This is a genomic window from Streptomyces sp. NPDC096324 (assembly GCF_044763015.1).
GTDB lineage: Bacteria > Actinomycetota > Actinomycetes > Streptomycetales > Streptomycetaceae > Streptomyces.
In genome coordinates this window covers 127,289-149,652 of the sequence record NZ_JBIWFK010000007.1, presented here as the reverse complement: position 1 = coordinate 149,652, position 22,364 = coordinate 127,289, and the positions used below count along the sequence as shown (strand labels likewise).

Here is a 22,364-nt window from a genome sequence, read left to right as displayed (position 1 = left end):
ATCCTCCGGGCGGCCACCTCGCGCGCCGCCGGCGCCCGTCCGGCCCTTCCGTCCGCTCACGACGAGACCACGACGCCCGTGCCGAACGCCAGGGTCGAGGACAGGAACCATCCGAACGACGGCGCCAGCAGGTACCGCAGCGTCCACAGCCGGGCCGTGGCGGGCCGGTTCCGCGTGTAGACCACGGGCACGCGGCCGCCGACCGGCGGCAGCCCGCACAGCGGCCCCCGCCAGCCCGGATCGAGGACGAGCCCCCGCCCCAGATGGTCGGAGAACACCACGAGCCCGCCCCACCGGCGGTCCGACGCCTCCCGGGGTCTCACCTGACCCATGACGCGCAGTCCGCGCAGGGACAGCCGTACGGCCGCCAGCGCCGACCGCGTCGCCAGCGTGAGGAACCCGAGGCCGGACCCCGTGCACAGCGCCAGCAGCACCAACTCCGCGCCCATGGCGCTCCCTTCGTCCGCGAACCGCACCTGGACGCACAACGGGGCGCGCGTCCCACCGGTTCATACCCGCGGTTTGAACCACCGGACGCCACCGCCCCGTTGTGGGGGCGACCCCGCCCGCACCCCGCATGCGACGCTCTTGGAAGGAGCTTCGGCACAGATGAGACGGACTCTGCGCGCACACGGCCACCGGACGGCGGTGACCGTCACCCTGGCCCTCGCCCTGGCCGCGACGACACCGCCGCCGGCCGGTGCCGACCCGGCCGAGCCCGGCACCCTCGCCGAGGTACGTACCGAACTCAAGCGCTTGTACCACGACGCGGAGGTCGCCACGAACAAGTACGACGCCGCCGACGAGAAGGTGACCGAGCAGGAGAAGCGCGTGCACACGCTCCGGACCCGGATCGAGGCGGCCGAGTCACGGCTGGGCCGCCTCACCTCCCTGGCGGGGGCGGCGGCCCGCGCCCAGTACCGCGGCGACAGCCTGCCGGCCGAGATGCAGTTCGCCCTCTCCGACAACCCCGAACACGCCCTCGACAACGCCTCTTTGGCCCGTCAGGCGCAACAGGCGACCCAGGGGGTGCTGACCGCCCTGACCGCCACCCGCGAGGACCTGGAGACCCGCACCCACGACGCCACCGATGTCCTGAAGAGCCTGCGGGAGAGCCGCCGCGCCAAGGACACCGAGCGCCGGGCGATCGAGAGGCACATCGGGAACGCGAAGAAGCTGGAGTCGCGGCTGGAGAAGAAGGAGATCGAGCGGATCGCCGCGCTGGAGAAGAAGGAGTCCGACGCCGCCCAGGCGAAGTGGGTGGGCTCGGGCATCCTCGACAAGGTCGGCACCGAGGCGACCCCGGCCGGGAAGAAGGCGATCGAGTTCGCCACCCGTCAGCTCGGCAAGCCCTACGTGTGGGGAGCGGAGGGCCCCGACTCCTACGACTGCTCCGGGCTGACCTCACAGGCCTGGCTGTACGCGGGCCACCCCATCCCCCGTACCTCCGAGGAGCAGTGGCGGCGGCTGAAGCGCGTCCCCGTCGAGGACATGCGCCCCGGCGACCTCATCATCTACTTCGCCGACGCCAGCCACGTCGCCCTCTACATCGGCGACGGCAAGATCATCCAGGCCCCTCGTCCGGGCCGCTGGGTGTACGTCTCCCCGGCCGCGTCGATGGAAATCCTGGGGGTGGTCCGACCGGACGCCTGAGGCCCGGACGGCTGAAGCCCGGACGGCTGAAGCCCGGCGGCTTGAAGCCCGGATGCCCGGAGCCCGGGCAGCCCGGATGCCCGGAGCCCGGCGGCTTGAAGCCCGGCGGCTTGAAGCCCGGCGGCTTGAAGCCCGGCGGCTTGAAGCGCGGCCGTCCGAGGCCGCCCGGACGCGGAAGGGAGGCGGACGCGGACGGGGACCGACCCCGGTGGTCCGCCCCCGTCGGCACCGGGCCCCGGACGTCCGCCGGTCCTGGGCACGCCCGTCCGCCCCGAACGCCTCCCTCAGCCTTTGGCCGACGGCGGCCCCGGCGGCGGCCCGAACGGGTCGACGGCGTCGACGACGGGAACCTCCTTCGGGCGGTGCGAGCCGGGCTTGCAGCCGGCGAACACCCCGGACGGGTCCCGCAGGTTCTGCATGATCGGGGCCAGATAGTCCCGGTGCCAGCCGGCCGGACCGCTCGGACCGGACTCGGAGCCGGTGTCGCTCAACTCCCCCCAGGCGAGCCACAGCCCGTGCAACTGGGCGACCGCCTCCGGGTGCTCCCACCAGCGCGAACACCAGGGAGCCAGGGCGGTGACCTCCCTGCCGTAGACCGGGAGGAGCACATGGTGCACCCACAGGGTGAGCTGTCGCAGCGCCCGGCCGTACTCGGGCGCCTCCAGGTAGAGGATGAACTTCGGGGCGGGGGGCGCCGCCTGCTCGGCGTCATGCGTCCGGACCGTCATGGCGCTCCTTCCTGATGCACGGCCGAGGCCGCGTCGGACAGTGGTCGCGGAAACCGGGGGCGTGACACCCGGATCCCGGCACCACAACGCGTGCGTGCGGTACGGGGTTCACGCGTCCGGCGGATCCGCGCGCCGGCGCGCCGGGTTGAACCGCGCGGAGGTGACGTCCGTTGCGTCTTTCGCGGCCCGAAGCGGCCGCGAACGCAACGGAAGACGATCGTTCGGCACGGCGGTGCCCCAACGCGGGCGAGCGGCACATCACTTGCCGCTCCGGCAAGGAGGACCTCACGATGGCGCCATTCGACGAGGTGAAATTCAGGTCCGACGAAGCGGGCATGAGAGCGGACCTGAAGAAGTACAACCTGCACAAGGACCCGGCGTTCATGCAAGCCTTCGACGGCTATATGAACCAGCTCCACCTGAACGGGCAGTGGCTCAACAAGGGGTACGCGCCCGACCCGTCGTGGTCGGGCGACGCGGCGAACAACCTGATCACCCAGTTCGACCGGCTCAACGCCCTGCACGTCCCGGCGGACTGGTGGCGGGCGAACCGGAAGAACCAGAACTTCGACCGGATGCGGGACGAGAAGGCGCGGGAGACCTTCGACAAGAAGTACCTCTGGAGCAAGACGGAGCCGTACTACCCGGCCCGCCAGGCGGCGAAGGCCGGCGGTCTCATCCTGGAGACGTCACCCCCGGGAAAGATCTTCAACGGCAGGAACTGCGGGTTCGAGAACTGGTCGGACGCCCAGGTCCAGGCCGACCTCTGGACGTACATGTCGAACCACTACGTGGACGGCGCGCGGGGCCCGGTCGAGGCGGTGATGCTCGGCGGCAGGGTGGACAACAGCGTCCTGACGAAGTACGAGTGGCCCCACCTGAGGGAGCGGATCGAGGCCGGTCTCGTCACCAATATGCACGTCAAGGTGATGGGCATCAGGAACGACTCGCAGGAGTCGGGGGCGTGGTCACTGGAGACGAGGGCGACGTACAACGTCCACTCGCAGAACTCGTTCGACCAGATCCCCGCGCCGGACGACCCCCAGTTCGCGGACAAGCAGAACCGCTGGCGCAACCAGGAGAAGGCGCGCAACGCGAGCAAGTCCTCGGCCAGTTCGTCGACCTCCCAGGAGAGCGCGGCGAGCGGCCATTCGCTCAAGACCTTCCACAAGGCGTTCGACGACCCCAACGCGGTGGTCGTCCTGGCGGACCCCGCGACGGGACGGGCGGTGGGCACGGAGAGCCCGAACGACCTGTCCCAGGTGGTGAGCCGACAGCTCACCCGGGTGGACACCAACGCCTCGCTGCAAGGGGCGGGCAGGGCCGCGACCGTGGCGGCGGTGCGGGCCGAACTCCAGGCCCAGGCGGCGGCGGCCCACACGCTGGACCAGAAGCTCGCGGCCTTCCAGGAGGAGCAGCAGCGACGGGCGAGCACGTCGGCCTGGCCCGGCACACCGGACTACGGCGCCCAGTTGTCGCAGGGCATGACCGGACTGGACCTCGGGTCCTCCGCCGCGAACTACTCGCCGACGGCGGACTACTCCCCGACAGCCGACTATTCGCCGACGGCGGAGATGCCCACGACCGGGGGCTACTTCCCGCCGGGCGGCCTGGTGACCGAGCAGCCGCACTACACCTACCCTCTCCAGCCGGTGGGCACGGGACAGGGCTACTCCTTTCCGCAGTCCGAGTCGCCCGACCAGGAAGAGGCGTTCGCGTATCCGCCGTCGCCGGTCGGGAACACCGAGATGTACCACCCCTCGTACACGAACACGGAGCGCCACACACCGAGTACGGGCTCGGCCTCCTCGGAGTTCGGGGAGCCCCTGGCCCGCGCTCCCAGGAACCCCAGCCCGCCGTCCAGCACCCCGGCGCAGAGCAGTTCGTCGGGGAAGAAGGCGAAGGAGCCGAAGGCCGGGGGCGGCTTCGGGGCGTGGGTGAGGGGCGACCAGTACCGGAAGAAGTCCGGCGGCCCGAGCAAGAGGTAGGCCGCTCGGGGCGGGTGGCGGCCGTCGGCCAAGAAGCACGGCCACGGCCGCCATCTCCGTTGAACCGACCGGTGCCCGGGGCCCGTTGTGCTTCCCGAACCCCTGTCGGCACCCGGCCGACGCCGTACGACCGAGAAGTCCGGAGGTACGCGCATGTCCGCTGGCCACGCACGGCGGTTCGCGGCGCAGGGCCTGTTGAAGCGCCGCCGGTCCACGCCTCCCGCGAACGGGTGCTACCACCGTACGGACCCGCCGCGTCCGGCCGACGGCGTCCGCTGGTTCCCCGACGCCCCGCTGCCTCCGGGCCTGCTGCCGTTGCCGAGCGGGTTCGAACCGCGCGGGGCCTGACGATGGCGACCGACGACGTGGCCCCCCGGGACCGGGCCCGGCTGACCAGGAACGGTTCCCCGTCCAGGCTGGCGCGTGACCTGCTCAGAACCGAGTACGGCAGACGGAACCGGGGGCGCGGCGGGACGGTTCCGGCCGACGCGGACGGCGTCTGGGAACGGCTCGTCGCCGAACTGCGCCGCCTGTTGCGGACCTTCACGGGCGGGTCGCGCTCGGCGCCAGGTGGAGGCGGGAGCGGCCCCGCGCCGGGCGGAGGAGTCCCCGCGTCCGGTGGCGGCCGGGGCGAAGGGCAGGAGACCGGCCCGGGAGCCGGACGCGGCGAAGGGCGGGAGGCCGGACAGAGCGGCGGGCGGCGACCCGGCCCTGAGGGTCCCGTGCACGCGGGACTGGCGATCCTCGAACAACGCGTCCGCCGACTGCCGACGCCCGAGCGCGAGGCCTTCGAGGACGCGGTCCTGGACCTCGTCAGGAACAACAGGAAGTACCGGAAGGCGTTCGAGAAGTCTCCCGAGAGCATGCCGCTCGTCGCGCGCTGGGCCACCGACGCGTACGAGAGGGAGCTGGCGCGTGAGGCTCCCCCGGCCTCCGTCTCCTCGGGGCAGGACCCCGCCGGGCCGCGGCGGGACGAGCCCGAGCGGTCGCGCGGCGAGCGCCCCGCGTTGAACCGGGCGGTGCCCGCGGTCGCTCCCTCGGTCCTCGACCTGCCGAGTCGAGCGACCTCTCCGTTCCTCTCGAACGCGGAGTCCCCGCTGACGACCCCGGAGTCCCCGCTCACGAGCCGGGCGTCCCCGCTGACGGACCCGTCGGACGGACTCTCTCCGCTGCCGTACCCGGCGAGCCCGGTCTCCCCGCTGCCGTACGTGGCGATCCCGGTCTCCCCGCTGCTGAGCCAGTCGACCCCGGTCTCTCCGCTGCTGAGCCAGTCGACCCCCGTGTCACCCCTGCTCGGGCAGGCCGTCCCGGAGTCCCCGCCGCTCGGTTCCGCCGCCGTGGCGTCCCCGATCAGCGGTGACGGTCACCGGGTCCTGAGCGATTCGCTCGATGCCGTCTCCCGGTCCTCGGCCCCGAGGAGCCCCGGCACCTCTCCACGACCCGGGACCTTGAGACCACCGCCCGCCACCCGGGACCCGTCCGCCCCACCGCGACGCGTCTGACATCCGCAGCCCGGGGAACCGTCCGACCCGGCCCCGGTTGAACCGTCCTCCCCCGCACCCCGTTGTGCGGAGGGGAACCCGAAGGCACCGAAGGAGACGTATGTCAGACGGTCCGCTCCGGCTCGGCGGGCCCCTGCGCGTTGGCGTCGGACGGGGTGCCGGACGGGGCGTCGCCCAGGCGGCCGAGCCGTTCACGTACCTTCTCGGCGTCCGGATGGTCGAACTCCACGAAGATCGCCAGAGCCTGCCGCCAGGCCTCGCGCGCGCCCTCCGGCTCGTCGGCGTCGAGATGGACGTCCCCGAGATTGCCCAGGGTGTGGCCCTCTCCCCAGCGGTTGCCGATGTCCCGGTGGGTCTTCAGCGCCTGGAGGTGGTACTCGACGGCGGCACCGTGACGCCCCAGACGGCGGTGGGCGGTGCCCAGGATGTCGAGGGTGACCCCCTCGACCCACCGGTTGCCGCCCGCGCGCAGGACGGCCAGGGCCTGCTCCAGGCAGTCGACGGCCTCCTCGAACCGGCCCTGCCGCTGATAGGCGTCACCCAGGTTGCACAGGGAGATCCCCTCGCCCCAGGCACCGCCGATGGCCCGCTCGATGACGAGCCCCCGGCGGGTGTACTCGACGGCCTCGGCGAGCCGCCCGGACTGCAGATAGGCGTCGCCCAGGTTGGACACGGCCGCGCCCCTGCCGTCGTGGTCCCCCAGATCGCGGTAGGCGATCATCGCCTGGCGCAGATGGTCGATCGTCTCGTCGAGCCGGCCCGAGCTGCGCAGGGCCGCCCCCACGTCCGCGAGCCCCTGGGCCTCGCCCCAGCGGTCGCCGGCGGCGCGGGCGGCCGCGAGCCCCGCCCGGGCGGTGTCGAGCCAGTCGTGCATGTGGCTGCGGAGGTAGAAGAACCCCCACAGGACGGCGGGCAGCCGCCAGGCGATGCCGGGATGTCCCGCCGCGGCGGCCGTGTGCACGGTGCTGACCAGGTTGCCCCGCTCCTTCTCGCACCAGCCGAGCGCCTCGTCGTACGTCGTGAACTCCAGCGGCCGGCACAGCGGAGGCGGCGGGTCGAGGGGAATCGGGCGCCGGCGTGGCGTGATGTGCGGGTAGGCGGCGTTCGCGGTGTGCAGGTACCAGGAGAGCAGCCGTTCCCGGGCCAGGTCCCGCTCGCGCGGTGTCTCCTCGGCCTGGACGCGTTCGGCGGCGTACACGCGCAGCAGGTCGTGCAGGGTGTAGCGGCCCGGGAAGTGCTCGGTGAGCAGATGGGCCCGGGTCAGCTCGACGAGCAGACCGCGGGCCTCCCGCGCCGGAAGCCCGGCGAGCGCGGCCGCGGCGGGCGCGGAGATGTCGGGCCCGGAATGCAGGCTCAGCAGGTGGAACAGACGCGCGGCCGGCGCGGACAGCGCCTTGTACGACCAGGAGAAGACGGCCCGTACGTCCGTGGTGATGTCGTCGCCCCCGGTGAAGGCGTCCAGGCTGCCGTGGCTCTCGCGCAGTTCGTCGACGATGGCGCTGAGCGGGAAGCCGGGGTGCGCGGCGGCATGGGCGGCGACGATGGACAGCGCCAGCGGCAGCCGGGCGCACCGCGTGATGATCTCGTCGACCGCCCGCGGTTCGGCCGCCGGACGGTCGGTGCCGAGGCGGCGCGCCAACAGGTCGTACGACTCGGCGGGGGTGAGCTGGTCCAGGGTCAGCGGGTACGCGCCTTCCGCGGCGACCAGACCGGTGAGCTGGTTGCGGCTGGTGACGATGACCAGGCAGCCCGGAGAGCCGGGCAGCAGCGGGCGGACCTGTTCGGTGTCGCGGACGTTGTCGAGCAGGACGAGGATCCGGCGCTGGGCGAGCATGCTGCGGTAGAGCGCCGCCTGGGCGTCGAGACCGGCGGGGATCCGCATCGGGGGGACGCCGAGGGCGTCGAGGAAGGTACGGATGGCGTCTTCGGGTGTCATCACCACACCGGTCGGGTCGAAGCCGCGCAGGTTGACGTAGAGCTGTCCGTCGGGGAAGCGGCCGGCCATCTCGTGGGCCCAGTGCACGGCCAGGGTGGTCTTGCCGATACCGGCCATGCCGCCGATCGCGCTGATCACCACGGCGGTCGGAGCCTCACCCGCCCCTGGCAACAGGGCTCGTACGCGTTCGAGTTCCGCCTCTCGGCCCGCGAACGTCGGCAGGTCCGCGGGCAGTTGGGCCGGGATCGCCGCCTGCGTGCCGCTCGACGGGGTCGGCCGTGCGGACGACTCCGGTCGGGACGGCTCGGGTTCGGGTGTCCGCGAGGCGGAGGAGGGCCCCGGGCCCGGCGAAGGACCGCCGCCGCCGGACGACCCGAGGCCCGCGTCCGATCCACCGGCCGAGTGCGACCCACTGGACGGGTGCGGATCGATACCCGCAGGTGGCCCGATGCCCGAAGGCGACCCGAGGCCCGAGAACGAGCCGAGGCCCGAAGGCGGGCCGACGCCCAGAGACGGACCGATGTCCAGGGACGGGTCGGCGGCCAGGATGCGTTCGTGCAGGCCCTTCAGCGCCGCGCCGGGTTCGATGCCCAGCTCGGACACCAGGGTGCCGCGTGTCCCCCGGTAGGCGGCCAGCGCCTCGGCCTGCCGCCCGGACCGGTACAGCGCCAGCATGAGCAGTCGGCACAGCCCTTCCCGCAGCGGGAACTTCCCGGCCAGCGAGACCAGTTCGGCGATCACCTCGCCGTGGCGTCCGAGTTCGACGTCGACGTCCAGCCGCAGCTCCACGGCGGCCAGCCGCTGCTCGTCCAGCCGGGCGCCCTCGGACTCGGCGAGCGGCCCCGGCACTCCCGCCAGCGCCGTCCCCTGCCAGCCGCCGAGCGCGGCGCGCAGCAGTTCGGCCGCCGCGGACGGGTCACCCGCGGCGCGCAGCTTCCTGGCCCCGGCGACCCGTCTCTCGAACACCCCTAGATCCAGGGCGCCTTCGGGGACCCGGAGCGCGTAGCCGTCGCCGACGGAGACGATCACCCGTGGGGCGGCGGTGGCGTCGCGTTCCGGTTCCAGACCCTTGCGCAGACGTGAGACATAGGTCCGTACGACCGACACGGCGGCCGTCGGCGGCCCCTCGCCCCAGACCGCGTCCAGGAGTTCGCCGAGCATGACGGGCCGTCCCCGGCGCAGGAGCAGTGCCGCCAGCACCGCCCGCTGCTGCGGGGCACCGACGTCCACCTCGCGCTCCCCGCGCCATGCCCGGACCGGTCCCAGCACGGCGAAACGCACGGATTCCTCGTAGGCGTTCACTCTCCGCACTCTACTGAACACCCCTTTCCACTTAGGGGTGTTGGGAGTGTGCAAGGGGCCACACACCCGTTCCGCTTCCGCAGCGCGCCGCCCGGGATTTGAACCGTTCCCGGGCGGCGCCCGTTGCGCTACGAGGACCCGACGCGACGGGCCCGGCCGGCACGGACGCGGTCGGGCACGTCAGGAAGGAAGCGCCATGAGCCGGGGCGAACAGACACCCGAACCGACCAGGGAGGACGTCCCCGCCGTGCCCGGCGAGCCGGATTCCCGCTTCACGGTGGTCATCTCCGGTGACGGTTCGGCCGTCATCGACGGTGAGCCCGTACCGTCGGCGGACGGGGTGACGGTCGACGCCGCGATCCTCGACGTCCTGCACGGGTACGCGCGGGACCGCGGCACCACCGTGACCGCCACGATCTCGGACCCGTCCGCGGGCTACGTGGCGTACGTCGAGGTGGCCCCGGACGGTTCGAGCACGCTCGTGGACCAGCGAGAGGAACCGCCACCCCCGCCGACCTCCGAGAAACGGCCCGCCACCGGGAACGGGGAGGCGGCCGAGCCGAACGGCCTCTGGTACGACGCGGACGCGGAGAACGACCTCACGTCCGACGAGGACGGAGACGGAGACGGAGACGGAGAGAACGTCCTCACGTCCGACGAGGACGAGGACGACGACGACTTCGACATGGAGGCGTACACGCTGGAGCAGCAGCGCCAACGGGAGTCCCGGACCCTGCCCCCACCTCCACCCCCCGCCTCGAACCGGGACGCGGACCCAGCCGCGGACGCGGGTCCGGACCCGGACCCGGACCCGGACCCGGACCCGGACGGCAAGGATCCTGAATTCGGCGCGGCCTCAAGCCCGGCGGCGGGATTCGACCCGCCCGCGGACTCCGGGCCCGCCACCGACCGTCCCCCGACCCGCCGTCCCCCCATCACCCGTCCCGCCCCCCGGCTGACGCGCCGGGCCGGGTCACGTCAGTCGGACGACGAGTACGAGGGCCCGGGCCTGCTGCACAGGCCGCTGGTCGTCGGGCCGGTGGCCCTGGTGGCCGCCGCTCTCGTCATCGTTCCCCTCGTGATGCTGGGCAGCGGCGGGTCGGACGACGGCGGGCGCCGCGCGGAAGCCGCCAGGTCGACCGGCGAGACGAGCACGAGCCCGCAGGCGGAGCGGTCGGGACCGGTCCCCACCTCGTCGGTGAGCGTCCCGCCGCCCGGCCCCTCGACCTCGCCGTCGGCCGGACCGAAGGAGTCGAAGGGCGCGAAGAAGGGATCGAAGGGGGCCGGCGGCACGAAGGACAGGGGGAACGGCGCGGGGGCCGTCGTCACGGTGACCGCGAAGCCACCGCGGGCCACGGTGACCGCGAAGCCCGCGCAGGACACCGCCGCCACCGCCGTGAACCGACTCGCCCGCAACGACCCCTCGGGGCGGCACATCTGCTACCGCGCCTACGTCTCCGGACAGGGCTGGCAGAAGCCCGTGTGCGACGGCACGATGGCGGGCACCTCGGGCCGGAACAACCCGATCAAGGCCCTGAACATCGCGGTGTCCGGCGGCGGCGGCTCGGCCGCCAACGCCTTCGTCCACGACCCCGCCTCGTCCGACGGCCGGGGCATGTGGGAGCCGCGGTGGACGGCCGTGATCGCCGACGGCAGGAACAACTACATCGGCAGCACGAAGAAGAGCGCGCCCGTGATGTCGGGCTTCGCCATCAACATCGGCAGCGGCCGCATCTGCCAGACGGCCAAGGTCCACGGCTTCGACTGGGGCGCCCAGGGCTGCGCCGACGCCCGCCCCGGCTACGTCTTCGGGGGCGCCCTGGAGAACGACCGCTGGCTCGAAGCGGTCAAGTTCACGGTCTGACGGCCCGGTCGCCCCGGGACAACCGCACGACGGAGGGCGGCGCACACCCTCGCGCCGCCCTCACCCGCGCCGCCCTCACCCCGATGCGACGCTCATAGCCGGGCTCTCCAACCCCGAACCCGGCGACGCAGCCTCGAAATCTCACGACGCGGCCGTACAACCAAGAGGCGAGGTCAGCGGTCTCACGCGTGTCCGGCACCCCACTGCCGGCCGTTCCGTCAGCGACAGGCGCGGTCGTACGGCCGCCTGTCCGCCCGCTCTCCAGGAGTCCCATGCGCCTCAAGCAGGTCTCGCTCGCGGCGGCGATATCCGTCGTCGCAGGTCTGACCACCGCCGCCGTCGGCCTCACCGGTCCCGTCGCCTGGGCCGACGGCGGCACCACGGCCGCGCTGCCGCTGTCGCACTACGCCCACATGGCGGTCGACGGAGCCCACCAGCACCTGTTCTTCAGTCAGGGCACCGGTACGACCGGCATCGTGGTGACCGACCTGTCCGGCGCCCCCGTCACCACCATCGACGGTGAGCAGGGCGCCGACGGCCTCGTCCTGTCCGCCGACGGCAAGACGCTGTACGCGGCGCTGACCGACGGCGACGCGATCGCCGTCATCGACACGGCGACGCTCACCGAGACCGGCCGCATCGGCACCGGCACCGCCAGCGCTCCGGTCTCCGTCGCCCTGGCCGGCGGCAAGCTCTGGTACGGCTACACGGCCGACGACGGCAAGGGCACCGTCGGCTCGGTGGACCCCTCCGCCGCCGACCCCGCGCCGACGGAGCAGCCCGTCATGCCGCACTGGCCGGGCGCCCCTCTCCTCAGCACGGGCGGCGGGGTGCTCGCGGTGACCGCGGCGCAGGACGTCCACTCCTCCATGACCCACATCGCCACCTACGACGTCTCCTCGGGGACCCCTTCCCTCAAGGTCGACATGGGCCTCGGCGGCGCCACGACGGGCCCCGTCAAGGTCACCTCCGACGGCACGAAACTGCTCGTTCCGCAGTCGGCCTCCGTGTACGTGTACAGCACGGCGGACCTCATGGCCGCCAAGCCCTACGGGTACTACACCGGCGGAGTCAGCTCCTCCCCCGACTCGGTCGCGATCGACTCCGACGGCACGATCGCCCTCGGCGCCACCGCGGGCTCGGGCGCGGGCGCCTACCTCTACGCGGCCGACCAGATCGCCGAGAACCACATCGCCTTCCCGGCCGGCACCGTCGCCCCCGACGGCCTCGCCTGGGGCGCCGACGGCCGCACGCTCTACGCCGTCACCCAGGACAACGGGTCCTACGCCCTCGACGTCAGCGGCGACGCCAAGCTCACGGACACCGCGCTCACCCTGAACTCCCCGTCGCCGTACGCGATCCCCGCCCAGCGGTTCACGGTGAACGGAACGGTGGGCGGCCACGGCTTCGTGCCGGCCGGCGCCACGCTGAAGGTCACCCGCGACGGCACCGACCTGCCCGACGTCACGGTCGGCGCGGACGGCTCGTTCGACATCACCGACACCCGCCAGGACGAGGGCGGGTACACCTACGAGGTGTCGTACGCCGGCGACGCGACGCACCGGCCCGCGACCACCTCGCTGAAGGTGTGGGTGTCCAGGGTCTCAACCTCCGGCCCGTTCGCGGAAGTCAGCTCGTTGACGCCGCACAAGGTGGCCTTCACCGGCACGGTCATGACCGACCTGACCCGCGGCCCCTTCGCCCAGGGCGACACCGTCCAGGTGACCCGGACGAACGAGGACACCCACGAGTCGGTCCAGCTCCCCGCGGCCCCGCTCGACCCGGCCACCGGCACGTTCACGGTCACCGACGCCCCCGGGGCGGCCGGATGGTTCACCTACCGCCTGTCCTTCGGGGGTGACATCACACACCAGCCGGTCTCGAACGACGCGAGCTTCACCGTCTCGCCCTACGCATCGGCGCTCACGCTGAAGGCCCCCGCGACCGCCACGCGCGGCAACGCGCTGAGCTTCGGCGCCGTGCTGGGCGACGGCCCGTACGGCAGCGGGGAGAAGGTCACCGTGACCCGCACGGACGCGGCGCACACCACGACGCCCGTGACGTGGACGGCTCCCGTGGCCGCCGACGGCACGATCACCGTCAAGGACACCCCCACCATCGGCGGCACCAACGCCTACACGGTCAGCTACGCGGGCGACTCCAGCCACCGGGCGGCCACCGCCTCCGCGACCGTCCAGGTCTCGCGCGCCACGACGAGCCTGACCGTGGCCGCCAACGCCTCGACCTACGCGTACGGCGCGACGGCCACCGTCACCGCCCACCTGGGCACCACGTACAACGGCCGTACGGTCTCGGTCTACGCCACGCCCGCCGGCGGCAAGAAGACGCTGGTCAAGACGGGCACCGTGGACGGCAAGGGCAACCTGACGGCCACGTACAAGCTCATCGGCAACACGACGTTCACCGCGTCCTACGCGGGCGACTACCACTACGCCCCGCTCACGGTGACCCGCGCCGTGAGCGGCCAGGCGAAGGTCGCGCAGGCCCTGAGCGGCTCGTACACGACCACCACGTACAGCGGCATCACCTACCGCGTCTACCACCACACGGTGCAGCCGACGGTCACCACGACCGTGTCGCCGAACAAGGCCGGCCAGTGCGTGCACTTCCAGGTCCAGCAGTACTACAGCGGCGCCTGGCACACGCTCAGCACCTCGGGCTGCCTCACGCTCGACTCCAGGAGCACGGTGGCGGCGCGGCTGAGCCTCACCCACGCGGTCAACCAGAAATTCCGGGTGCGCTCGGAATACGTCCACAGCTCGAAGGACACCGCCAACGTGACCACATGGGGCGGCTGGCAGTACCTGACGGTCAGGACCTGACACACCTGCCGCCCCCACTGAAACACGCGAGCCCGGCTCGGACACGGTCCGAGCCGGGCTCGCGTGTTCAGCAGGCCGCTACCGCGCGGAATTGTCGACGATCTCGGCGATCTCCACGAACTCGACGACCGGCGCGACGCCGTACAGACCGGTCACCCGCTCGCGCAGCTCCTCGGAGAAGAACTGTTCCGCCTGCTCCTTCGAGTCCCAGACGTAGAAGTTGACCGCCTGCTGCCGCTTCTCGTCGAAGGTGAAGAACTTGAACCGCACGCCCGGCATGCCTTCGAACATGCCCCGGGCTTCCTCGGCCACCTTGGTTATCCGTGAGCGATCGAAGTCGCCGGCGTAGGAGAAGGTGACGGTGGCACCGATCATGGCTGCTCCCCGTGTCGATGGATAGGTTCGCCTCGCCTCACCCAAAACGCTACGCCCTCCCACTCCGACCGGCCAGCTCGATCGATCATGTGGGGCGCCACGCCCACTGAACGCAAAAGCCCAGCTCAGACCACGTCTGAGCTGGGCTTGCAAGAGAGCCCCCTGTCGGATTCGAACCGACGACCTACGCATTACAAGTTGTCCGATCTTGGTCCGGGGACGTCCGCGAGCGTCTGCGGAGTCGGCTCCGCGCCTGGTCACGAGGGTTGTCAAGCTCCGGTGGACATGAGCGGACAGCCCCGGAACGGGTGGCAAGCGAGACCCCAACTGAGACCGCGCCGCCCTCGTCCCCTTCGGCAACAACGCCTCCAGCGTTGCCCGTCGACAGCTCCCAGCGGCTACGACCTACAAGGGCTTCTGATAGACCTCAGGCATCGGATGCCCCGTACCTGAGCGCCACTCGTGCCGCTGGGCGTTGTACTCCGTGTCAGCTTTGATGTCGCCGCCACGAGACTTGGCGCCGCACTCGCAACGCCAATGCCAATTGGGCTCGTTCTGGGACCAGTCGTACCCGGAGTCTGAGGTGGTCTCTGACTGCGCCGCAGCATCCTGGAGCGCACGCCGAATGATCAACGCCCCAGCCACGACCACTGCGGCCGTCGCGCGACCGGCCCACCTTGGAATCCCCATGCGCCGAACCGTAACGCCTCGCTGCTCTCTACACGCAGAAGGCCCCGGAACTGGTCCGAGGCCTCCGCGTCCTGCTGCAACCGTGCTGCGGCCCATGTATGACCTGGTGGTCAGCCTGTCTCGCCAAGACGCTCGGCCAACTTTCCGATGACTCGGTCACGGTCTGGCGCAGCCAGTCGGCGTGCGCGGTCGTATGCCTGGTCGACCCGGGACCGCGGTCGCTCGCCCTTCCGCATCCATTCGAGAAGCTGTCCTGCTTCTTTGGCGGTGAGCCGCTTGAGCCCAGCCAGGACTTCGTCGAGCTGTTCCGGGTCGGGGACCTCATCACGCACAGTCTCGTTGCAGCGGGAGCACTCCGTGCGCCAGTTGCTGAGATCGTCCCGGGCCCCTCGTGACTTCAGCCGCTCCTGCGGAACCAGATGACCGATGGTGAGCCGGACCTGTTCCCCGTCCTCGTAGTACGTGTCGTCGGGCCCCAGTCCGCAGATCCTGCACCGCGAACCGTCCTGGTCCATGACCAGGCGGCGGATGCGCGCGCTGGGGGCGAACTTCTGGTGCTTGTCCCTCTCACCGGGGAGCCAGATCTGTCCGCCCTTGGCCTTGAGCCGGTATTCGTCCTGAGCCAAGGTGCTGTCGGTCCGCTGGGAGGGGATGCTCCAGTCGCATTTGCGGAGTTCTCGCAGGCGCCGGTTGAGGTGCTCGGCGTTGTCGGCGATATCCGGCCCCAGGGCAGCACGCAGTTCTCGCATCGTAAACGTGTCGCCTAGGCTCTTGTTGAACCACAGCCAGGCGGCGAGGCGCTTCTCCTGGCCGAAGGGCTTCGCCTTTGTGCCGGGCTGGATGGTGAGGTCCCACCACGGCGTCCCGTCAGGCGCTCGGGTCTCGTCGTTTTCACTGGTCTCCACAGGCATATGCCAACTATCTGCCAGGCGAAGGATCTTGCGCAGCGGTTTGATCGAGTCTCTGTTCCGGGCCCGCCTGAGTTCCAGGGAAGCTCTGTTGCAGCCAGTCCTCCACCGCCGCGGGAGTGGTCCTGCCGTGCTGGCGGAGCGCGTCTGTGATGTCACGCCCGCAGACCAGGGCGATCGGATGCCCGTCTTCGTGCACCTCGCTCTGGACCTGCTGGTTGAAGTGCGAGGTGGTGACGAGCACTCCGAAGTTCCGGTGTCGAATTCGGGAGATGAGCCGGGACACTTCTCTGACCCCAACGCTGTTGCCCGGTCCGTAGCACTTGGCCTCCAGGGCAAAGTCGATGCTGATGGGAGCCGCCGGCGGCCCGAGGACGTATGAGCCGACGGCATCGCGGCCACCGTCACGGCTGGGGCGTGTCACATCCACCGTCCCGGTGGCCGGCGCAATCAGACGCCAGATAGCCACGGCACAGGCCTCGAACTCTGTTTCGCGCCCGCGGAAGTACTCCCGGATTTCCGACAGGATGGCTTCGCCGACCGGATCGTCGGGCAGCTGCTGAGCTGTCGAGCGTATGACCGTCGTAGCAGGGGCAAGCAGCGGTCTGTAGACACGGCTCGCGACCCAGGTCCTCCAGGCTTCCGGACAGTCGCCCCCGAGAGGATCGCCACCCGCCAGTAGGTGGCGGATCCAGGTACGCGGGACACTGGCTTCGTCCAACACCGTGAAGCGAGCGCGGTAGTTCTGGAACCTGCGGGTGCCAGTTGCCCGCCAGATGGCGGAGAGTTCATCGTCCGGCGCCAGAGTCGGCCCCCCGGGAGCTAGCAACCCGCGGAAACGGACACTCCGGCCAGACGCAGCCTTCTCGAAGAGCAGGAACGGCGGCACGCCGCTGGCCCGTTGTTGTGCGGTGCCATGAGAGAGCTCGAAGGCATCGCGCAGCAGCACGTTGCCCTTGCGGGGTGTCTCGTGAAGCCCCTTACCTGGGGTCCGGTTGTCGCCGTAGTACGTGAAGGTCCCGGTCTCCACATCCAGGTGGTCCGGCCAGTCCACAGCCCCGCCACTGGTGTACAGCACAGCCAGGCGGACGGTCCCCTGTGCCGGAGACCCGGCGTAGCGAAATCCTCCCTGGTTCCCGGTACCGGGAATGAGCTTGCTGATGGGGTCATCGCCAGAGTGCCCGAAGGTCCCACCGGCGTAGACCGCGTCAATCACCAGGTCGGCGTCACCAAGGTGCTCGAACCGGGTACTCGGCTCGGCTGAGCGGGTTGCAGGGATCATGGTGTACGTCTATCAAACGCCGTGCCCGAACGCGGATGATCCGCCATCACGCATCCCGAGCCAGAAGCGCGCATTACAAGTTGTCAGATCTTGGTCCGAGGGTGTCCACGATGGTCCGACAAAGGGGAATCATTCCTGGTCAGCCGGACTCCCGACCACAACGGACGTCACCGAATCCTGGTCACGTTGAGACCATGAGTGAGACCCTCCAGACCCGCCGAGTCTCTGACCACGTCCAGGGCTGGTAAGTCGCTGGCAGTCATGGTCAACCGATCGGTGACAGATCTGTAGTCGGCTTCAGCTCCCCATCCTCGGCCTCAGGCTCCCTCCGCACCGGACCGTTACCGGCGAAACAGCGCCTGCTCACCGATGGGCTGCACTCCAACCTGCGTTCGACAGATGCACAAGATCACGTGAGGTGCTCGCGTGTGAGTCCAGGGAAACAGCCCCAGCACTCCCGCTGAGGCGACTACAGTCCGCATCCATGAATCGTCGACCTCAGGAGCCGAGCCTGTGCCTGATGAAGTAATTACGAGCCTCGGAGAGAAACTCAACGCCGACGACCCTCGAATTCAGGTAGCACAGATTTGCAGCTCTACAAACGGGTTCGAATACAGATGGAAAGATGGAGATGCAACTTCCATCGCACAATTGAGCGCCGGAATCCCCAATGGCCGCGAAACCCGATGGCGACGTCTCGACCCCGTAAAGGCATCAGCTTACCTGGCTCACAATTTCGCAAGCATCATCTATCTAGGCGACTTCGACGCTTTCCTGTCTAAGGACACTCGTACGATCGAGGCTGCCGTTCTGCACGTAGAGAGATTCGGAGGAACAGCAAAGATCACAAGGACTCTGCCAGGCGTCAAAAAGCTTCGAGGTGACCGAGCAGAACGACAGCAACTCGAATTGCAAGATGAGCCTCTTTCGGATTCTGACTCAGAAGCAGGAAACATTCAACTCGGCGATGACTGGGAGGTGGTCGTTGAGCAAGCTCCGGGGGCGCTCTACTCGATAGCACTCGGTAGCTCTACCGAGCGCTTCGGAGAATTCACAACCCAACGTTACCGAACTACGGGGCGATATCGCCAGTCGATCACCACCCTCAGAATTCATGGCGTCACCGCCTCTCGACACGATGACGCCCTACGCATCCTTCAAGACGTGGCCAACTCTTTCTTCTTTGAGCTGGACCTAAGCTTCGACTTGGCACTCAGGCTTGCGCCGGCGGCGCCAAACCGACTGCTTTCGCCGCGCCAAGACGCTTGGTCCGGGAATATTGCTCCGCAATCGGTAAGACACCCCCGAACTCAATACTCCGATAAGCCCCTCAGCCTCTACTGGTATGCGCGGTCATCGATCGGGCTTCCACTCCTCGAATATCTAGCCTACTACCAAGTATTGGAGTACTACTTCCCAATCTACAGCCGCCGCGACGCCTTAACTCGAATGAGAAATGAACTAATCGACCCTAGATTTCGTCCCGAAGATGACGCGCATCTCTCACGCCTTTTTTCCATCGTTTCGCAATCCGGAAAAGGTTTCGGCACAGAACGAGAACAGCTTAAATCAACTCTCCTCGCGTGCACATCCGAACATCAAGTCGGCGAGTTCATTACTCAAAATAGCTGGCTTACAGAACACCTTAAAGGAAAGCAGGTAATCAAGCAGGTCTCAGTAGTCAATACCCAAGACTCCTCCGGACTCCTTCCTCAAATCGCAAATCGCGTTTACGACATCAGATGCAGAATCGTGCACGCGAAGGAGGATGGTGGCGGAAAGGATGCAAACCTTCTACTCCCATTCTCAAAGGAGGCAGAAGCCTTGGGTCCCGACATTCAGCTGATCAAGTTCCTGGCACAGAAATGCCTCATCGCTGGGGCTTCTCGACTCCAAGCATAAATAAATCTACGCGCTGGTTCTATCTCACGGTCAAGCAGCAAACCGAAGCTTTTCAGGGGTGGGCGTACGATCCGTAAATCCATGGTCAGCCAACCGTGCCGCTCGCTGCGCGAGCCATCCGGAGACCCGGGGGCCGCCATTCACTGCCACGCCTTCACGAACGGTGCGAACGTGCGTGAAGCCATGCGCAAGGTAGTACCGCTGAAGGCCCTCGTTTGTCGTCCAAGCGTCCAGGCGAAGCCACTGTGCGCCCGCGCCCCGTGCGCGGTTGCTGGCCCAGTCCAGCAACCGACCCCCAAGGTCCTGCCCGGCATACTCACGGGTGACGGTGAGCTTATTGACGAACAGCGATGGCTCGGTCAGTTCGTCGTCCGTCCACAACCCCTCCTCAGCATTCGGGGTGAGCGTGATCGTGCCAGCAGTCGTATGACCGTCCCGGAGCATGAACACGGTGCCCGCCTCGATCGTGGCCAACAGCTTGTCGGCCGGATACGGACGACTCCACTGGTCAGACCCCATGGTTCGCAACCAGGCTGCCGCTTCCTCGCGGAAGGCAAGCAGCTTGGCAACGTCGTGCGGTTCTGCGGGAGTGATGATCACGCGTTCTCGCCTCGGGCAGACAGGTCGCCGATCTCGTAGTTCATGCGGTTCAGGTCCCCTCGAAACGTCGTGATCGTGCAGCGGATCGGACGATCTGCCGAGTAGCCGGTACGCGTCCAGAGCATCACTGGCACGCCAGCGCCGATCTCCAGCAGTCGAGCCTCCTCCGGCGTGGGCATACGTGAGGCAATCTCGTCGAAGTACCCCACCTGCTCGATCCCTCGCGAGGCGAGGTATCGAGTCGTGCCCTCCTCGATGTCTCCCGGCTCCGCCAGTCGCGGCGACTCCTCGACCAGCCAAGCCGGATAGTAGGTGGCCTGGGTGGACCATGGAACGTCGTCCACATAGCGATGACAGAACCGCAATACAGCCTTCGTACCTGCCGGAACCTTGAGTCGCTCAGCAACCTCGTTTGAAGCCGGGAGCATCTCCACACGGAATGTCTGGTGCGGTCGCCGGCCAGCGTTCGTCACGTCGGTGCTGTACGCGTCCCCGTTCTGCGGAAAGGTCAAGTTCTCGAACCGCGACGCGTTCAGTTCGAAGACCTCATGCGACTTGACCTCGTACCCGAGCCCCTGGCTGGACGCAATCAGACCCTCACTAACCAGCAGGCTTAGCCCGTTGCGGATCGTGTTCCTCGACGCGTCGAACCGCTGCTGCAAGTCGTTCTCGGACGGCAGCCGCGCCCCCGGCGCGTAGGTGCCGTTGTCAATCTCACGACGCAGGATGTCCGCGACCTGTCGGTACTTCGGCTGCTTGGTCATAGCCCCATCATGACGCACTCGCGCAACTTGTTGGTACATGTAGCCCAACCCTCTTGACGACTCACTGTCCGTGGGTGCAGCATCACTGCATCAGCTTGTACCAACAAGCTGAGCAGGTGGTGCAACACCACTAGGTGACGCCTGGCTGCGCTGATGGCGTCCGGAGGAAAGCCCGCAGGGGTGAGTACGAAGGAAGCGCTAGTTGCTTGAGAACTCAACAGTGCGCTTGAGAAAGACCGCCCCGCCTCTACAGGTACGGGGGCGGCGTGCGCGGCCTCTGATGGCGCGCACAAGCACAGCTCGTTTCGACCTTTCGCAGCTCAACCGCTGCGGCCGGTTGCCTCCGCTGCTCGTCTCGTACGAGCAGCGCAGAGGGGAGCCGGATCTACCGACTTCAACGGCGCGCGGCCCCGGTGCTCGAACACCGGGGCCGCTGTTCGGGCCGTTCCTGTGTGAGAGGAACACGACCCAATGAACGACATCGTTACTGTTCAGGACGCTGTTACCGCGTTCGCCGACTTCATGGAGCCGACGGACGCGGAGCTGGACGCGATCGGCACCGAGATGCCCGCGCTCCTCGCGGACGTCGACCTGCTCGACGCGCAGATCATCACGCTGGACCGCACGCCGACCGAGCTGGACATCCGGCGCATCCGCCGGGCATATCGCCGGTTGCTGGCCGCCGAACGCGACCTCGCCAACCGGTCCGCCGACGACTCGGCGGGCGGCGCGGCATGAGCCTTCACCGCAAAGGACGGGCCGCCCTCGTGCTGGCCCTGGTCGCCGTGGTCGCCATGGCGTTCCGGGTCTCCTGGAACGCGTTGCGGGACATCGCGAACGCGGTCGGCGCGGACAACACGGCCGCGACGCTCTACCCGTTCGTGGTCGACGGCCTGATGGCTCTCGCCCTGGTCGCCACGCTCGTGCTCGCGGGCAGGGACCGGACGTTCGCGCTGCGGGTGCTGGGCACCTACACGCTCGCCTCGCTGGTCCTCAACTACGTGCACGGCCTGGTCCCCAAGCTGCACGACGCCAACCTCGACTGGACCCGCCTCGCCGACTGGGACCCCGCCAACTGGGCCCTCGTCCTGCTCGCGACATCCCTTCCGGTCGGGTCGATCTACTTCGGTTCCGATCTGGTCACCAAGGTTCTCCACCACCGCCCCGACCCGATTCCGGCGCCGGACGCGAATGCGGAGGAATCTACCGAGATCCTGAGGAATCGGTCTACGGCTGACCTGCCGGTATCGACCCCGGCACCCGCCCCGGTACTCCCTGTGCGGATTCCCGACCCGGTGTCGGCCGGCTTCCTGAAGTCGACTCAGCTCGCGAAGCCGATCCCGGCCCCGGCGCCCGCTCCGGTTGCCGCGATCGAGCGGCGCCCGGTGGCCGCTGAGTCGACCCGGGCGCGCCGGGCGACGGGACGCGTTCCCGATGTGGCCCGCACTCCGCGGCCTCGCCGGACGGCGGCTCAACTGCTCGATGAGGCCCGCACCGCCACCACTGGTTGGCCTGACGTCCAGATCACGGCGGAGGGCATCCGGCGCACGGTCCGCACGTCGCCGGCCAACGCCCGGATGCTGCGCGACACCCTGCTCACCGAGCGCGCCGCCAACGCCGTCTGATGGGCGGCTCGCTCAGCAAGTGCTTCGACCCGAACGGCGCCCGCTACGAAATACCGACGTTCCCATGGCGCCTCGCCCCGGACGGCTACGCCACCCGCCGCCAGTTACGGGCCCGGGGACTGCGTCCGGGCGGGCAGCCAGTCGCGGCGCAGATCCTGCGCCCCCGGTACCGGCACGGGCCGTTGGTCGCCTACCTCTACCGCATCGACCGCGCCAAGCCAGTCCGCCCAATGACCCCGGGCCGACGGGTCGCACTCGCCAAAGCGATGCTCGCGCGCCGCACCTGCCCGACGTGCCGCACGGACGCCGGATACGTCATCCCCGCCTCGCTCGGGACCTGCGTGCCCTGCGCCTACCCCGACGACCAGCGCACCGCCTGAACCTTCCCTCCACACCTTGGAG

The 22,364-nt window shown here is 69.3% G+C and carries 18 protein-coding genes; 10 read left to right on the top strand and 8 right to left on the bottom strand.

All coding sequences use genetic code 11. The features are described 5' to 3' along the window. Positions 1-56: 56 nt before the first annotated feature. The gene (locus ACIQ7M_RS20575) at positions 57-449 is read right to left on the bottom strand and encodes a hypothetical protein (RefSeq protein WP_355763326.1); all 393 of its coding nucleotides are present in this window, start codon (positions 447-449) and stop codon (positions 57-59) included. Positions 450-609: 160 nt separating this feature from the next. Between ACIQ7M_RS20575 and ACIQ7M_RS20570 the strand changes: the two genes are divergently transcribed. Next, positions 610-1,653 (top strand): NlpC/P60 family protein, encoded by a 1,044-nt coding sequence (locus ACIQ7M_RS20570; RefSeq protein WP_403646220.1) that lies wholly within the window; start codon positions 610-612, stop codon positions 1,651-1,653. Between the two features lie 284 nt (positions 1,654-1,937). Here ACIQ7M_RS20570 and ACIQ7M_RS20565 read toward each other — a convergent pair whose 3' ends face one another. Further along, positions 1,938-2,381: a DUF4913 domain-containing protein gene (locus tag ACIQ7M_RS20565; RefSeq protein ID WP_386987392.1), complete on the bottom strand. Its 444-nt coding sequence runs from the start codon at positions 2,379-2,381 to the stop codon at positions 1,938-1,940. A 290-nt stretch (positions 2,382-2,671) separates the two neighbouring features. Between ACIQ7M_RS20565 and ACIQ7M_RS20560 the strand changes: the two genes are divergently transcribed. The 3 genes from ACIQ7M_RS20560 (at position 2,672) to ACIQ7M_RS20550 (ending at position 5,871) form a co-directional block, all read left to right on the top strand. Further along, positions 2,672-4,369: a hypothetical protein gene (locus tag ACIQ7M_RS20560; RefSeq protein ID WP_403646217.1), complete on the top strand. Its 1,698-nt coding sequence runs from the start codon at positions 2,672-2,674 to the stop codon at positions 4,367-4,369. Between the two features lie 153 nt (positions 4,370-4,522). Then, entirely contained in the window at positions 4,523-4,717 is a 195-nt protein-coding gene (locus tag ACIQ7M_RS20555; RefSeq protein ID WP_403646214.1) for a hypothetical protein, read from the top strand. A gap of 2 nt (positions 4,718-4,719) precedes the next feature. After that, positions 4,720-5,871: a hypothetical protein gene (locus ACIQ7M_RS20550; protein ID WP_403646211.1), complete on the top strand. Its 1,152-nt coding sequence runs from the start codon at positions 4,720-4,722 to the stop codon at positions 5,869-5,871. 103 nt (positions 5,872-5,974) lie between these two features. Here the strand turns inward: ACIQ7M_RS20550 and ACIQ7M_RS20545 are convergent, their stop codons facing one another. After that, on the bottom strand, positions 5,975-9,109 hold the full coding sequence (locus ACIQ7M_RS20545; RefSeq protein ID WP_403646208.1) for an AfsR/SARP family transcriptional regulator: 3,135 nt from the start codon (positions 9,107-9,109) through the stop codon (positions 5,975-5,977). A gap of 196 nt (positions 9,110-9,305) precedes the next feature. Between ACIQ7M_RS20545 and ACIQ7M_RS20540 the strand changes: the two genes are divergently transcribed. Both ACIQ7M_RS20540 and ACIQ7M_RS20535 read left to right on the top strand, forming a co-directional pair. Next, positions 9,306-10,973, top strand: a complete 1,668-nt coding sequence (locus ACIQ7M_RS20540; RefSeq protein WP_403646205.1) for a hypothetical protein — start codon at positions 9,306-9,308, stop codon at positions 10,971-10,973. A gap of 272 nt (positions 10,974-11,245) precedes the next feature. Further along, positions 11,246-13,816, top strand: coding sequence for a hypothetical protein (locus ACIQ7M_RS20535; protein ID WP_403646202.1), 2,571 nt, complete (start codon positions 11,246-11,248; stop codon positions 13,814-13,816). A gap of 78 nt (positions 13,817-13,894) precedes the next feature. Here ACIQ7M_RS20535 and ACIQ7M_RS20530 read toward each other — a convergent pair whose 3' ends face one another. The 3 genes from ACIQ7M_RS20530 to ACIQ7M_RS20520 all read right to left on the bottom strand — a co-directional run bounded on the left by ACIQ7M_RS20530 (position 13,895) and on the right by ACIQ7M_RS20520 (position 17,071). Beyond that, complete coding sequence (locus ACIQ7M_RS20530; RefSeq protein ID WP_386989604.1) at positions 13,895-14,191, bottom strand: hypothetical protein; 297 nt, start codon at positions 14,189-14,191, stop codon at positions 13,895-13,897. Between the two features lie 800 nt (positions 14,192-14,991). Beyond that, positions 14,992-15,792 carry an HNH endonuclease gene (locus tag ACIQ7M_RS20525; protein ID WP_403646198.1) on the bottom strand — a complete coding sequence of 267 codons (801 nt, stop codon included), beginning with the start codon at positions 15,790-15,792 and terminating at the stop codon, positions 14,992-14,994. Positions 15,793-15,799: 7 nt separating this feature from the next. Continuing rightward, a complete protein-coding gene (locus tag ACIQ7M_RS20520) occupies positions 15,800-17,071 on the bottom strand; it encodes a restriction endonuclease (RefSeq protein WP_403646195.1) in 1,272 nt (423 codons plus the stop codon). 513 nt (positions 17,072-17,584) lie between these two features. Here ACIQ7M_RS20520 and ACIQ7M_RS20515 point away from each other — a divergent pair. Beyond that, positions 17,585-18,973 (top strand): hypothetical protein, encoded by a 1,389-nt coding sequence (locus tag ACIQ7M_RS20515; protein ID WP_403646192.1) that lies wholly within the window; start codon positions 17,585-17,587, stop codon positions 18,971-18,973. A gap of 30 nt (positions 18,974-19,003) precedes the next feature. Here the strand turns inward: ACIQ7M_RS20515 and ACIQ7M_RS20510 are convergent, their stop codons facing one another. Next, a complete protein-coding gene (locus tag ACIQ7M_RS20510) occupies positions 19,004-19,573 on the bottom strand; it encodes a GNAT family N-acetyltransferase (protein ID WP_403646189.1) in 570 nt (189 codons plus the stop codon). Beyond that, positions 19,570-20,337: a GntR family transcriptional regulator gene (locus ACIQ7M_RS20505; RefSeq protein ID WP_403646186.1), complete on the bottom strand. Its 768-nt coding sequence runs from the start codon at positions 20,335-20,337 to the stop codon at positions 19,570-19,572. Before ACIQ7M_RS20505 ends, ACIQ7M_RS20510 begins: the two co-directional genes overlap by 4 nt. A gap of 471 nt (positions 20,338-20,808) precedes the next feature. Between ACIQ7M_RS20505 and ACIQ7M_RS20500 the strand changes: the two genes are divergently transcribed. The 3 genes from ACIQ7M_RS20500 to ACIQ7M_RS20490 are packed head-to-tail and all read left to right on the top strand — an operon-like array spanning position 20,809 to position 22,342. Next, a complete protein-coding gene (locus tag ACIQ7M_RS20500) occupies positions 20,809-21,075 on the top strand; it encodes a DUF6284 family protein (protein WP_403646183.1) in 267 nt (88 codons plus the stop codon). Continuing rightward, positions 21,072-21,962 (top strand): DUF2637 domain-containing protein, encoded by an 891-nt coding sequence (locus ACIQ7M_RS20495; RefSeq protein WP_403646180.1) that lies wholly within the window; start codon positions 21,072-21,074, stop codon positions 21,960-21,962. The genes ACIQ7M_RS20500 and ACIQ7M_RS20495 overlap by 4 nt, the downstream gene beginning before the upstream one ends. After that, positions 21,962-22,342, top strand: coding sequence for an RRQRL motif-containing zinc-binding protein (locus tag ACIQ7M_RS20490; protein WP_403646177.1), 381 nt, complete (start codon positions 21,962-21,964; stop codon positions 22,340-22,342). Before ACIQ7M_RS20495 ends, ACIQ7M_RS20490 begins: the two co-directional genes overlap by 1 nt. Positions 22,343-22,364: the final 22 nt, after the last annotated feature.

What these genes read in the sequence shown, in the direction of transcription:
- ACIQ7M_RS20500 (WP_403646183.1), top strand. Translation starts at nt 20,809, where the DNA reads ATGAACGACATCGTTACTGTTCAGGACGCTGTTACCGCGTTCGCCGAC.
- ACIQ7M_RS20575 (WP_355763326.1), bottom strand. Translation starts at nt 449, where the DNA reads ATGGGCGCGGAGTTGGTGCTGCTGGCGCTGTGCACGGGGTCCGGCCTC.
- ACIQ7M_RS20505 (WP_403646186.1), bottom strand. Translation starts at nt 20,337, where the DNA reads ATGACCAAGCAGCCGAAGTACCGACAGGTCGCGGACATCCTGCGTCGT.
- ACIQ7M_RS20520 (WP_403646195.1), bottom strand. Translation starts at nt 17,071, where the DNA reads ATGATCCCTGCAACCCGCTCAGCCGAGCCGAGTACCCGGTTCGAGCAC.
- ACIQ7M_RS20540 (WP_403646205.1), top strand. Translation starts at nt 9,306, where the DNA reads ATGAGCCGGGGCGAACAGACACCCGAACCGACCAGGGAGGACGTCCCC.
- ACIQ7M_RS20555 (WP_403646214.1), top strand. Translation starts at nt 4,523, where the DNA reads ATGTCCGCTGGCCACGCACGGCGGTTCGCGGCGCAGGGCCTGTTGAAG.
- ACIQ7M_RS20560 (WP_403646217.1), top strand. Translation starts at nt 2,672, where the DNA reads ATGGCGCCATTCGACGAGGTGAAATTCAGGTCCGACGAAGCGGGCATG.
- ACIQ7M_RS20535 (WP_403646202.1), top strand. Translation starts at nt 11,246, where the DNA reads ATGCGCCTCAAGCAGGTCTCGCTCGCGGCGGCGATATCCGTCGTCGCA.
- ACIQ7M_RS20565 (WP_386987392.1), bottom strand. Translation starts at nt 2,381, where the DNA reads ATGACGGTCCGGACGCATGACGCCGAGCAGGCGGCGCCCCCCGCCCCG.
- ACIQ7M_RS20490 (WP_403646177.1), top strand. Translation starts at nt 21,962, where the DNA reads ATGGGCGGCTCGCTCAGCAAGTGCTTCGACCCGAACGGCGCCCGCTAC.
- ACIQ7M_RS20550 (WP_403646211.1), top strand. Translation starts at nt 4,720, where the DNA reads ATGGCGACCGACGACGTGGCCCCCCGGGACCGGGCCCGGCTGACCAGG.
- ACIQ7M_RS20570 (WP_403646220.1), top strand. Translation starts at nt 610, where the DNA reads ATGAGACGGACTCTGCGCGCACACGGCCACCGGACGGCGGTGACCGTC.
- ACIQ7M_RS20530 (WP_386989604.1), bottom strand. Translation starts at nt 14,191, where the DNA reads ATGATCGGTGCCACCGTCACCTTCTCCTACGCCGGCGACTTCGATCGC.
- ACIQ7M_RS20525 (WP_403646198.1), bottom strand. Translation starts at nt 15,792, where the DNA reads ATGCCTGTGGAGACCAGTGAAAACGACGAGACCCGAGCGCCTGACGGG.
- ACIQ7M_RS20495 (WP_403646180.1), top strand. Translation starts at nt 21,072, where the DNA reads ATGAGCCTTCACCGCAAAGGACGGGCCGCCCTCGTGCTGGCCCTGGTC.